This is a genomic window from Janthinobacterium sp. 61, from assembly GCF_002846335.1.
Taxonomy (GTDB): domain Bacteria; phylum Pseudomonadota; class Gammaproteobacteria; order Burkholderiales; family Burkholderiaceae_D; genus Janthinobacterium.
In genome coordinates this window covers 430,544-442,629 of sequence record NZ_PJMQ01000001.1, presented here as the reverse complement: position 1 = coordinate 442,629, position 12,086 = coordinate 430,544, and the positions used below count along the sequence as shown (strand labels likewise).

Sequence of the window (12,086 nt, the reverse complement as noted above, 5' to 3'; positions counted from 1 at the left end):
CCAGGGACGACCAATCGGACCGCTCACCAACATTGCCCGCGCCCGAAGGCGACGACAAAGCACAGCACCAGCAACGCACTGCACGCTGCAGAGCGCGAATAATGACATGACGTCATTATCAATGCAACATTATTCAGTACAATAATGCTAATAGTTTTCTTGCCAATCAAAGGTTTTTTTGATAATTCCTACGGCGCGGGGCGGCGCATGTATTGTTGCGGTGCCTCCAGTGGCGCAAAACCAAAGCCCGCATACAGACCATGCGCATCATCGGTCCCCAGCATCCAGGCGACATCGCGCAGGCGTGCATCGCCGAGCACGGCGGCCACCATCTGCTTGCCATATCCCCGCCCCTGAAAAGCGGGCAGCACAAACACATCGCGCAGATAGGCAAAATCCGTGTAGTCGGTGATTACCCTGGCGAAAGCCACTTGCTGGCCATCGACATAGCCGCCAAAACACAGGGCGTTGGCGATCCCCTTGCCCACCGTTTCAATCGCCACGCCGCGCTTCCAATACGACTGTTCGCTCAGGTAGCGGTGGATCATGGGGATGTCAAGTTCGTCGCGCTCGCTGGAAATGCGCAGTGGCGCGCGCATCAGTTCTTGAACAACAAGTCAGCTTCGGCGATGCTGGGCTCGCCGAAGTACACGGTGCGCAAGCCGCCCTTGGCATCGCTGCCCATATACACGCCAGTCATGCTGCGCTCGACGGGATCGTACAGGATGGTGTAGTGGTGGCCGCAATTGTGCGGTTCGCAAACACTGCTCAGCAGGCGTGCCTTGCCATCGATCTCCACAGGCTTGAGCGGACTGGCCACGCCGTCCGGCACCCAGCGCTGTCGCTTCAGGCCGGCTTTTTTCAAGCCCACATTGAAGGCCTTGCGAAAGGCGTAATCCGCCTTGTAGACGTCGGGGAAATACGGACAGGTGTGGCCACCGTCGCAGCTCTGCGCTTGCTCAACGAGCGACAGCTTGGGCGTTCGCGCTTGTGCCGGCATGGCGGCCAGCGCTACGGCGGCGCCCAGAAACAAGGGGAACAGCATACGTGCGGACATGACATCTCCTAAAAGCATAGTGTAATGCGGGCAGCATAGCAGAATGCCATGCTTGCACAACGGCATCAAGGAGAGCAGCGGATGCCGACGACCCCGTTAACCTTGCCTTCGGGCCAGCCCGTCTCGCGCCAGCGGTACACGCCGGGTGCGACGATGATCAACTGCCATTCCACCAGCTTGCCAGCGGCATTGAGGCGGGTTTCATTGTCATAGCGCAAAGTCAGGCTGCGCTCCGTTTCCGCCACCACGGTCGCGGCAAAGCGATTGGTTTCACCGAGCTTGCTCTTCCAGGTGCGGTCGTTGAAGATCGCCAGCCGCTGATGGTCGTCAGACAGCTGCATGCGCGTAAAGTGTCGCGCTTCTTCGCAAACACTATTGGTATTCACGCTGTCGGACCAGCTACCAGACAGTTGCGCGGCATCAAAAGGAGTCGGGGTGGCGGCCACGGCCACACTCAGCAGCAAGGTTGCAAGCATAGTTTAGCGATAGAAAGCGAAAAGTATCATCATGGTCAACGCAGCGCCTGCATGATGCTGGACGGCAATGCGGGTGTGCGCCGGTGCAAGGTCGCCTGCTCGTAGGCATATGCCATCGCGATGAGCGGCATTTCCCCATGGGCAGGGCCGATGAAGGACAAACCGATGGGCAAGCCCCCTGCCAGGCCGGCAGGCACCGTAATGTGCGGCAAGGCGGACTGCGCCTGCGATACCCCATGACACGTGGGTCCCACCAGCGCATCGAGCCCATGCGAGCACAGCAACGCTGCGATGCCCCCGGGCTCGGACGCGGGCGGCGGCTCGATCAGCTCCGCACCCTGTTCGCGCAGCACCAGCAGTGCCTGCTCGATCACGGCATCGGTCCCGGCACACTGGCCGAACAGGTGGCGCGCCACGCCGATGCGGCGCCCATGCAAGCCGGCGACATCGAGCACCATGCCATCGGCCAGGCGCTCGCCATTCAGAGCAGCGAGCAGCCAGGCCGCCTCGCGCACGCTGGGTGCCATCGGCCCCGCCGTGGCTGGCTCGCCGCCCTGCCCGCTGGCAGGCCTGCCCGTGGGCTTGATGGCAACCAGGCCGCACGTCGATGCGGGCGCGACGATGGAACCGTCCGCCGCGCTGTCCACGGCCAGGATGGTCAGGCCGGCCCAGCTGGCACTGGCATGCGGCACGCTGACGGCGGCCCACTGGCGCAAATTGCTTTTGCCGATGATGACGGCACCGGCCGCGCGCAAGCGCGCCGCGACAAAGGAATCACAGCTGGCATGCGTGGCCAGCGGCGCCTGCGTACGCGTCTTCATGCGGTCGCCCGTGGCGATATTGTCGCGCAAAACGATGGGGATGCCATGCAAGGGGCCGCGCACCTTGTGCCCCTGCCGCTCACGGTCCATTTCCAGGGCAATTTTCAGCGCATCGGGATTGATTTCAATGCCGGGATAGGCACGCGCGCCGATGCTGCACAGGGAGCGGATACGGGCCAGGTACTGCGACGTCAGCGCATGGGAACTGAGCTTGCCTGCCTGCATCATCTGCTGTTGCGGCAACACGCCCGCATCGAGCAGATGGGCCATGGGGCTGGCGGGCGCTGTGGCACGGGGCAGCACAGGGCGCGACACGCGTGCTGGCACGGCCGCCGCGACAGGCTTCGCGTCCCGATATGCGCCGTTGCGCACCATATGACTACGCTGCATGGTATCTCCAGGAAACTTAAGTGTTTCTAACGCAATAATGCACTATCCATAGCATAGCAGCCCTTGCAACTCAATTGTTGTCGACGGGCATTAATTTTTAAGCAAAAAAAACGCCGCCCGAAGGCAGCGTTTCTTGATGGTCGGACACTGGAGCAAGCCAGGCCGGCGTTTGCCGGGCCCTGCGAGCAGCGCAGCGTGACGAGCTATCAGTTGCGTACGACACGCTTGTATTCGTTGGTACGGGTGTCGATTTCGATGACGTCGTCCTGTGCCACGAACAGCGGTACTTGCACGACGTGGCGATGTGCGTCGATGGCGTTTTCGATCTTGGCTTCTTTCAGGACGTTGCCCGAAGTGTTGCCCTTGACTGCAGGCTCCGAGTACACCACTTGACGGGCGATGGTCGTAGGCAGTTCAACGGAGATAGCCTTGCCGTCGTAGAAAATGGCTTCGCATTCCATGCCGTCCTTCAGGTAATGCAGTGCATCGCCCAGGTTTTCTTCTTCGATTTCGTACTGGTTGTACTCGGTGTCCATGAAGACGAACAGCGGGTCGGCGAAGTACGAATACGTCACTGGTTTTTTATCCAGAACAACAACGTCAAACTTGTCGTCGCCGCGGAACACGTTTTCCATCGGGGTGTTCGTCAGAAGATTTTTCATCTTCCATTTGTAGGTGAAGCCCGTGCGGCTCGAACCGTTGACATCAGAACGCAACACGATCATTGGCTTGCTGTCGACCATGATGATATTGCCAACACGAATTTCTTTTGCGGGTTTCATAGGAATGTACGTAAAAAGTGGGTTGCATGAAGACCATCTGCCGCCTGTGCGCCATCAGCGCCGCAAGCTTGCGTTTGATCGGTTAAAAATACGTTAGAAATAACCGGGCATTTTACCTTAATTTTTGGCAAGCGCCTATCTCGTCGCGCCGGCGAACGCCAGCAAGTTACTTGCCAGATCGCCATTGGACTGCATCTGCATCTGCCAGGCCTGCGCGCGCGCCCGGATGCGCGCCAGGTCGGCCTGCAAAGCAGGCCACAACAGCGTCCACGGCAAGGCATCCGCGCTGGCGCCATTCCAGGCCAGCGCCGCCTGCACCAGGCTGTCGATGGCACCGTCCGCATCCACCGCATGGCGCTGCAGGAAGGCGCGCAATTTCACGTGGTGCAAGTTTTCATCCTGCAGGTAGATATGCCAGAGAAAAGGCTGGCCGGCCCACTGGGCGCGCACAAAGGAATCCTCGCCGCGCACGAGATTGACGTCGCAAGCCCACAGCAGGCGGTCGTAATCGTCTTGCGACACGAACGGCAGCACGCGCACGGTGAGCGCGCCGCGCGTACGCGCCGCACCGGCTGCGGCGGCATCGTCGCCGATAAACGCTTGAACAGCATCGAATGCGACGCCTTCCGGCACCAGGCACGTGACGGGTTCGCTGCCCGCCTGCCAAACGCCAAACAGCTCGGCGACCGGGGCGGACGGATAGCAAAACAGCGACACTTTCAAAGCAGACATTTCCGCCTGGCTCACACCGAATTGCCCCAGGAATGCCGCCATGGCGCCGGCATCAGCCTGGAATACCAGCCTTTTTTCGTCGAGCGCCGCTTCGCGCAGCAGGCCGCCCGTTTTATTGGTAAAACCGGGAAAGAAGAAATGCTTGATCATGCCATGGCGCGGCGACGTCAGCGCATGGCAGCCCTCGACCCACTCTTCCGCCGTCAAGCCTTCCAGGTTCAGCCACACCGGCTGCGGCGCGCATTGCGCCATGGCCGCGATGTAGCCGGGCGGAATGTCGCAGGCAAAAAACTCGATGACGATGTCGGCAACATCGGCAGGCGCAAACACGCCATCCTGATCGCGCCAGTGGCGCACCGTCACGCCGCTGGCCTGCTGTATTTCCGCCGCCACGTCGATGCCGGAGCAGATGCGCTGGAAGCTTACAAGATCGTCAACCCACAAGGTGACGGCAACGCCGTGCTCCCCGCTCAACTGCCGCGCCAGGCGCCAGCAAATGCCGATATCGCCGTAGTTGTCGACGACTTTGCAGAAGATAGCCAGGGATGGTGCGCGATCGCTAGGTAGTGACATGAGCAGGCAAAATGATGGGAAAACGTTGGCATGCCGGCAAACAACAAAAAAGCCGCGCTGTTACCAGGCGGCTTTTTTGTTGGCTGATTCAGCCGGTCTGGCGTCCCCAAGGGGATTCGAACCCCTGTACTCACCGTGAAAGGGTGATGTCCTAGGCCTCTAGACGATGGGGACAGAAAATCTGTCCTGGATGCGCTACCCTGCATCCCGACCTCTTGCTACTTGCGAATCTGGCGTCCCCAAGGGGATTCGAACCCCTGTACTCACCGTGAAAGGGTGATGTCCTAGGCCTCTAGACGATGGGGACAGAAATCTGTCCTGAATGCAGTACTCCGCATCCTGACCCGGTACTGCAGCAATGTTGCAGAAACAAAAAAAGCCTGACTTGTCAGGCCCGTTCAGCACTGCGCTATTACCTTACAACTAAATCCTGGCGTCCCCAAGGGGATTCGAACCCCTGTACTCACCGTGAAAGGGTGATGTCCTAGGCCTCTAGACGATGGGGACCTGTGCTGGCTTTACTCTCAGCGGACTCTTCGTTGAAGGCTTTGCTTAGCCCCTCAAAAAAGCGTGCGCGAAGTTTAACACGAAGCGATTCACGAAATCAACTGCTGGCCTCTTATTTTCCATCTTATTGCACTTCCCGCCCCCATGGAAACGCGATGATGGCAGGAAGGCAAGCAAACGGGCGATCAGTCTTCCTGGCGCAGGACAGCATCCGTGCCGGCGATGCGCACGTCATGCATCTGGTTCAAATAGGCTTCCAGGTAAGCCTTGTGCGACGCCCCCACCACCACCAGGACGCGCATGCCAGGCCGCGCCATCATGACTTCGCGGATATTCGATGCCATGCGCAAATTGCGCGTCTCCCAGTAGGCCACGTAATTGCGGCCGAAATGCTGTGGCGACGGCTCTTCCAGCGCCGCACCGAAATCGCTGCGGAAGACCAGCTCGGCCTGGCCAGGCTCGTTATAGGCACGGTACATGGCCAGCACGCCTGCCGGCGTCGCCAATGCCGCTTCCAGCGCTGCACTGCTACGCTTGCGCTGCGCCGTATGCGGATTGTCCCACGCCTTCATGATCGCCTCGCCGGAAGCCTTTTCCTCCCGCGCATTGTCGGCGGGCGCGTCCGACGTATGGTCGTCCATGGCATACACCTGTTCATGACCGCTCTTCGCCGCCACCACGGCTGCGATCAGCACATCCTCGCCGCCCCGCTGCAGCCGGTCATTGAGCATGCTCACCAGCCTGACATCAAGCCCGTCGCCCGCCCGTCGCTCCGCCTCCGGCAGACGCAACCATTGCACCAGCGCGGATGCCCGCTCGCCGCCAGCCAGGAACAGCGACGCCAGGGTGCGCCGCTGCGCGGCGGATGGTGCCGCCGGCCATGCGGCCAGCAACCGCTGCGCCTGCACGGTGGCCGCCACCACATCCAGGCCGGTCGCCGCATGCGCGGCGGCAGGATCCCAACAATAGGACTTGATCGTGTCCGCATAGCGTTGCGGGTAGCTGCGCAGGTACGCACACTGCAGACCGGACAAGGCCTCGATGGCAATGGCTTGCGGCTTCCAGCCCAGCAAGCGCGCGTTCAAGGTGCTCAGATGCGCGGGATCAAACGACTTCGGCAACTGCGACAGGTGCGGCGTGCCCAGCACCATCACCTCATTGATACGCCCCGATTGCAACTTGTAGGCAGCGGGATCGAAGGGAGCAGCAGGTGCCGCGGCAACGAAAGCCGGAGCGGAAAAGAAAGCGGCAAACAAAATGCTGACAAGCAAACGGGACATTCCACCTCCGGAGTTAAGTAATTCCATGAATACTGACAGGCGCAAAAACTGCCGCATACGCAAACCTGACTATCGGCAGCTTCAACGCCAGAAATCTTAAACACCCGACACTACAATCTCCACCCCAAAGCGATGAATGGTAAAAATGGCATTCCGAAACGCAAATGATGCGGATATGCCGCGCGCGAGCAACAAGGAAAGCAGAAAGTAAAGGTGAAAAAAGCCGCTCAAGGCGACTTTGATTATCGATGACTTCTGCACTGTTGGTGGAGGTATGCGGGAGCTAAGCGCTGACCTCTTGCATGCCATGCAAGCGCGCTAACAGCTTAGCCACATTCCCCGGAGGGGTGTGGCGGAAAGTGTCGCGCAAATAAAAAAAGCCGCTCGAGGCGACTTTGATTTATTCACTAGCTGTTTCTGCGCTGTTGGTGGAAGTAAGCGGGAGCTAAGCACTGACCTCTTGCAGGCCATGCAAGCGCGCTAACAGCTTAGCCATATTCCCCCGAGCGAAGAAATCACTGGCGCAAATAAAAAAAGCCGCTCGAGGCGACTTTGATTTATTCACTAGCTGTTTCTGCGCTGTTGGTGGAGGTAAGCGGGAGCTAAGCACTGACCTCTTGCAGGCCATGCAAGCGCGCTAACAGCTTAGCCATATTCCCCGGAGGGGTGTGGCGGAAAGTGTCGCGCAAATAAAAAAAGCCGCTCAAGGCGACTTTGATTATCGATGACTTCTGCGCTGTTGGTGGAGGTAAGCGGGATCGAACCGCTGACCTCTTGCATGCCATGCAAGCGCGCTAACAGCTTAGCCATATTCCCCCAAGCGAAGGAATCGCTGACGCAAATAAAAAAAGCCGCTCGAGGCGACTTTGATTTATTCACTAGCTGTTTCTGCGCTGTTGGTGGAGGTAAGCGGGATCGAACCGCTGACCTCTTGCATGCCATGCAAGCGCTCTCCCAGCTGAGCTATACCCCCCGGGCGCAGAAACACTATTACTTCTTCACTACCAAAACACCAGACTGAACTGGCGTCCCCAAGGGGATTCGAACCCCTGTACTCACCGTGAAAGGGTGATGTCCTAGGCCTCTAGACGATGGGGACCACGGAACGACGTTTGCTACCTTACTTCTGCGCTGTTGGTGGAGGTAAGCGGGATCGAACCGCTGACCTCTTGCATGCCATGCAAGCGCTCTCCCAGCTGAGCTATACCCCCCGGGCGCAGAAATAATAAAAGCCGCACTTGGCGACTTTGTTCCACTACTTGCTTTCCATCCAGAACCCGTTTTTTACCGGCCTGAACTTACAACAATCAGTACAAACAACTGCCACTACTATACCACAACTACTTGGCGTCCCCAAGGGGATTCGAACCCCTGTACTCACCGTGAAAGGGTGATGTCCTAGGCCTCTAGACGATGGGGACCGCGGAACTTCCAAACAACATCTGCACCACTTCAACGACTAACAAAACCTGACTGCGATTTTGCTGCTGGTGGAGGTAAGCGGGATCGAACCGCTGACCTCTTGCATGCCATGCAAGCGCTCTCCCAGCTGAGCTATACCCCCGTTGGTGCAGAAACAAGAGTATAGCAAAGAAGTTTCACTCTGCAAATACCCTTTTACGCCTATGAGCAACTTTTCATAGGAGAGGTTTCCGCGCCCTGTTTTTGCGGTTCTTTCGTCGCGATGCTTACAGCCACTTTGCCAGGCGCGCCAGCACGGTCTCGCGACCGAACATCACCACCACCTGGTCGATGGCCGGCGTCTGCAGCTGGCCCGTCAAGATCAGGCGCAAGGGCATGGCCAGCAGCGGCATCTTGATGGTGTTGGCAGCCAGCACTTCCTTGATCATGGCGGCCACGGCTTCCTTGCTCCACTCCACCGCGGCGATGCGCTCGGCAAACTGCACCAGCACGGGCTTGATGGCATCCGTGATGTGCTGCGCCACCAGTTCCGCTTCCGGCTGCGGCTCGCGGAAGAACAGCATCGAGGCGGCAGCCAGTTCATTGACCGTATTGGCGCGCTCTTTCATCATGCCCAGCACTTGCGCCAGATCAGGCGCGCCTTCGAAGACGGCGCCGGCGGCCAGCATTTGCGGGCGGGCCAGGTCGGCCAGACGGGTGTTGTCGGCCTGCTTGATATAGTGGTTGTTCAGCCAGGCCAGTTTTTCATTGTTGAACTGGGCCGCCGATTTCGACAGGTGATTCAGGTTGAACCACTCGCAGAACTGCTCGGTCGAGAACACCTCATCATCGCCATGGCTCCAGCCCAGGCGCGCCAGGTAGTTCAGCATCGCTTCCGGCAGGAAGCCTTGCGCCGGGTAATCCATCACGCTGACGGCGCCGTGGCGCTTCGACAGCTTTTCGCCGTCCGCACCCAAAATCATCGGCAGGTGACCATACAGGGGCAGCGGTGCACCGATGGCGCGCAGGATATTGATCTGGCGCGGGGTGTTGTTGACATGGTCGTCGCCGCGGATCACGTGGGTGATCTGCATGTCCCAGTCATCGACTGCCACGCAGAAATTATATGTCGGCGTGCCGTCCGGGCGCGCGATCACCAGGTCGTCCAGCTCGCGGTTGGAAATCGTGATCGTGCCCTTGACCACGTCGTCCCACGTCACGTCGCCATCGAGCGGGTTCTTGAAGCGCACGACGGGCTTGCGATCAAAGGGGACGGCCGGCAGGGTCTTGCCCGGCTCCGGGCGCCAGGTGCCGTCGTAGCGTGGCTTTTCGCCAGCGGCGCGCATGCGCTCGCGCATCGCTTCGACTTCTTCCGGCGACGAATAGCAGTGATATGCAGTGCCTTCGGCCAGCATCTGCGCCACCACTTCGCGGTAGCGGTCCATGCGCTGCATCTGGTAGAACGGGCCTTCGTCGTGGTCCAGGCCCAGCCACTTCATGCCTTCGATGATGGCTTGCACGGCTTCCGGCGTGGAGCGCTCCACGTCCGTGTCTTCGATGCGCAGCACGAAAGTGCCGCCGAAGTGACGGGCATACGCCCAGCTGTACAAGGCGGTGCGGGCGCCGCCCAGGTGCAGATAGCCGGTCGGGCTGGGAGCGAAACGGGTACGAACGGGAGTAGCGGTTGTGGTCATCGAAGTAATCAGGCTTTGAAGAAAAACACCATTTTACTCTGTTGACCGCCGCCGCTCCATAAGCGACATCACAGCTGCATCAGCCTACTTTTCACCTCGTCCGCCTGGGCATGCAGCGCCAGCTCGAACAGGGCGACCAATTGCGACAAGGGCCGATGCAGGGGCTTGACCAGATTCACGGTGAACGGCAAGGACACGGCGAAGCGGCGGACTTGCAAGCCCTGCCCCGCGTAATCGAGGGCCGTGAGCGGATTGACGATGGCCAGCCCCACGCCTTCGCGCACCATGGCGCAGACGGAGGCGGCGCTATGCGTATCAAGCGCCATGCGCCGCTCCACGCCAGCCTGCGCGAAAATGGCGTCGATCTGCTGGCGGTAAGGGTCGACGGCGGCCAGGCTGATGAAAGGCTGGCCAGCAAAGTCTTCCGGAGCCAAGGTCATCTTGCCGGCCAAAGGATGGCCGTCGGGCAGCACGCACACTTCATCGACGGACATCAGGGTATCGAGTACGGTACCCGGAGGCGCATTGCCCACTTCCGTCAGGCCGATATCGTGGCGCTGCGCCGACAGCCACTCTTCCAGCAGCGGCGACTCCTGCGGCGTGATGCTGATGCTCACCTTCGAAAAATCAGCCACGAAGCGCTTGCACGCCTGCGGCAGCAGCGACTGGGAAAACACGGGCAGGCAGGCGATCGACAACTGCCCCTGGTCGAACTGGCGCAGGGCCGCCGCCGTGCTGACGATGCGCTCCAGGCCGAAATACGCGCGCTGTACTTCCTCGAACAACTGCAGCGCCTGGGCCGTGGGGCGCAGCCGCCCCCGCTCGCGCTCGAACAGGGTCAGGCCCGTCAAGTGCTCGAGGCGCGCCAGCTCGCGGCTGACGGTGGGCTGCGAGGTGTGCAGCATGGCGGCGGCGGCCGTCACGCTGCCCGTCGTCATGATGGCGCGGAAGACCTCGATATGGCGCAAGGAGATAGTCATGGTCATATCATAAATGAATAAGGTAGGCCCAAATGGATATTTTATAGTCGAAGCGCAATCGGCCATCATGCAGTCATCTCCCCATTCCCCCGAAAGCACCCGATGAAGCCCGTCAACGACCAGACCCTCGCCCAACTCGCCCAGGAACACGGCACGCCACTATGGGTGTATGACGCGGCCACCATCCGCGCCCGCGTGGCGCAGCTGGCGCAGTTCGATACCGTGCGCTTCGCGCAAAAGGCCAATTCGAACATCCATTTGCTCACCCTGATGCGCGAAGCTGGCGTGCACGTGGACGCCGTGTCGCTGGGCGAAATCGAACGCGCGCTGCAGGCAGGCTTTACGCCGGCGCAGACCAACGGCGCCGCCGGCGTGGTATTTACCTGCGACCTGTTCGACCGCGCCACACTGGCGCGCGTGGCGGCGGCGAAGATCGAAGTCAATTGCGGCTCCGTCGACATGCTGCGCCAGCTGGGCCCAGTGTCTCCCGGCCACCGCGTCTGGCTGCGCATCAATCCCGGCTATGGCCATGGCCACAGTAACAAGACCAATACCGGCGGCGAAAACAGCAAGCACGGTATCTGGCATGAAGAGCTGCCAGAGGCGCTGGCCGTCATCCGCGCACATGGACTGCACCTGGTGGGCCTGCACATGCACATCGGCTCCGGCGTTGACTACAGCCACCTGGAAACCGTCTGCGGCACCATGGTCGATCTGGTCAAAAACATGGGTCATGACCTGGAAGCCATTTCCACGGGCGGCGGCCTGTCCGTGCCCTACCGCGAAGGCGAACAGCCCGTCGACACTGACCACTACTTCCAGCTGTGGGATGCGGCGCGCAAGCAGATCGAGGCGTACCTGGGCCACGCCGTGCACCTGGAGATCGAACCGGGCCGCTTCCTGGTGGCCGACGCGGGCCTGCTGGTGGCCGAAGTGCGCGCCACCAAGCAAATGGGCGGCAACCACTTCACCTTGCTGGATACGGGCTTCAATGAACTGATGCGCCCCGCCATGTACGGCAGCTACCATGAAATGTCGGTGATTGCGCATGACGGCCGCGCTCTCGATGCCAACCCGGCATGCCCCACTGTGGTCGGCGGCCCCCTGTGCGAATCGGGCGACGTCTTTACCCAGCGCGATGGCGGCGTGGTGGAAACCCGCTTGTTGCCCGCAGCGCAGGTGGGCGACTACGTCGTCTTCGAAGGCGCAGGCGCGTATGGCGCGTCGATGTCGTCGAACTACAACAGCCGCCCGCATGCGGCCGAATACCTGGTCGATGGCGAGGCTTCGCGGCTGATCCGCCGCCGCCAGACAGTGGCAGAACTGATCGCGCTGGAACAGTTCTAAGCGGTTTCCGATACCCGCCCCGTGCGGGCATGCGCATCTGCTAACA

10 protein-coding genes and 8 tRNA genes are annotated in these 12,086 nt (G+C 60.4%); 1 reads left to right on the top strand and 17 read right to left on the bottom strand.

The window, feature by feature from the left end:
• Positions 1 to 188 precede the first annotated feature (188 nt).
• The 17 genes from CLU92_RS02085 to CLU92_RS02005 form a co-directional block, all read right to left on the bottom strand.
• On the bottom strand, positions 189 to 599 hold the full coding sequence (locus tag CLU92_RS02085) for a GNAT family N-acetyltransferase (RefSeq protein WP_101480519.1): 411 nt from the start codon (positions 597 to 599) through the stop codon (positions 189 to 191).
• Positions 599 to 1,057, bottom strand: a complete 459-nt coding sequence (locus CLU92_RS02080; protein ID WP_166674827.1) for an Ivy family c-type lysozyme inhibitor — start codon at positions 1,055 to 1,057, stop codon at positions 599 to 601. The genes CLU92_RS02085 and CLU92_RS02080 overlap by 1 nt, the downstream gene beginning before the upstream one ends.
• 65 nt (positions 1,058 to 1,122) lie before the next feature.
• Entirely contained in the window at positions 1,123 to 1,533 is a 411-nt protein-coding gene (locus tag CLU92_RS02075; protein WP_101480517.1) for a hypothetical protein, read from the bottom strand.
• Positions 1,534 to 1,568: 35 nt separating this feature from the next.
• On the bottom strand, positions 1,569 to 2,744 hold the full coding sequence (locus CLU92_RS02070; RefSeq protein WP_101480516.1) for an amidase family protein: 1,176 nt from the start codon (positions 2,742 to 2,744) through the stop codon (positions 1,569 to 1,571).
• A 206-nt stretch (positions 2,745 to 2,950) separates the two neighbouring features.
• On the bottom strand, positions 2,951 to 3,526 hold the full coding sequence (locus CLU92_RS02065) for an elongation factor P (protein ID WP_101480515.1): 576 nt from the start codon (positions 3,524 to 3,526) through the stop codon (positions 2,951 to 2,953).
• Positions 3,527 to 3,661: 135 nt separating this feature from the next.
• The gene (gene earP, locus CLU92_RS02060) at positions 3,662 to 4,831 is read right to left on the bottom strand and encodes an elongation factor P maturation arginine rhamnosyltransferase EarP (protein WP_101480514.1); all 1,170 of its coding nucleotides are present in this window, start codon (positions 4,829 to 4,831) and stop codon (positions 3,662 to 3,664) included.
• Positions 4,832 to 4,929: 98 nt separating this feature from the next.
• A tRNA-Glu gene (locus tag CLU92_RS02055) sits at positions 4,930 to 5,005 on the bottom strand.
• 57 nt (positions 5,006 to 5,062) lie between these two features.
• Positions 5,063 to 5,138, bottom strand: a tRNA-Glu gene (locus tag CLU92_RS02050).
• A 124-nt stretch (positions 5,139 to 5,262) separates the two neighbouring features.
• Positions 5,263 to 5,338, bottom strand: a tRNA-Glu gene (locus CLU92_RS02045).
• 185 nt (positions 5,339 to 5,523) lie between these two features.
• Complete coding sequence (locus CLU92_RS02040) at positions 5,524 to 6,618, bottom strand: DUF5694 domain-containing protein (protein ID WP_101480513.1); 1,095 nt, start codon at positions 6,616 to 6,618, stop codon at positions 5,524 to 5,526.
• An 897-nt stretch (positions 6,619 to 7,515) separates the two neighbouring features.
• Positions 7,516 to 7,591 (bottom strand) — tRNA-Ala (locus CLU92_RS02035).
• Positions 7,592 to 7,641: 50 nt separating this feature from the next.
• Positions 7,642 to 7,717 (bottom strand) — tRNA-Glu (locus CLU92_RS02030).
• 36 nt (positions 7,718 to 7,753) lie between these two features.
• A tRNA-Ala gene (locus CLU92_RS02025) sits at positions 7,754 to 7,829 on the bottom strand.
• A 134-nt stretch (positions 7,830 to 7,963) separates the two neighbouring features.
• Positions 7,964 to 8,039: transfer RNA gene (locus tag CLU92_RS02020), tRNA-Glu, on the bottom strand.
• A gap of 67 nt (positions 8,040 to 8,106) precedes the next feature.
• Positions 8,107 to 8,182 (bottom strand) — tRNA-Ala (locus CLU92_RS02015).
• Between the two features lie 124 nt (positions 8,183 to 8,306).
• Positions 8,307 to 9,713 carry a glutamate--tRNA ligase gene (gene gltX / locus CLU92_RS02010; RefSeq protein WP_101480512.1) on the bottom strand — a complete coding sequence of 469 codons (1,407 nt, stop codon included), beginning with the start codon at positions 9,711 to 9,713 and terminating at the stop codon, positions 8,307 to 8,309.
• Positions 9,714 to 9,781: 68 nt separating this feature from the next.
• Entirely contained in the window at positions 9,782 to 10,693 is a 912-nt protein-coding gene (locus CLU92_RS02005; protein WP_101480511.1) for a LysR family transcriptional regulator, read from the bottom strand.
• Positions 10,694 to 10,795: 102 nt separating this feature from the next.
• On the opposite strand from CLU92_RS02005, the gene lysA reads away from it, so the two are divergent.
• Positions 10,796 to 12,040, top strand: coding sequence for a diaminopimelate decarboxylase (gene lysA / locus CLU92_RS02000; protein WP_101480510.1), 1,245 nt, complete (start codon positions 10,796 to 10,798; stop codon positions 12,038 to 12,040).
• The last annotated feature ends 46 nt before the right edge of the window (positions 12,041 to 12,086 follow it).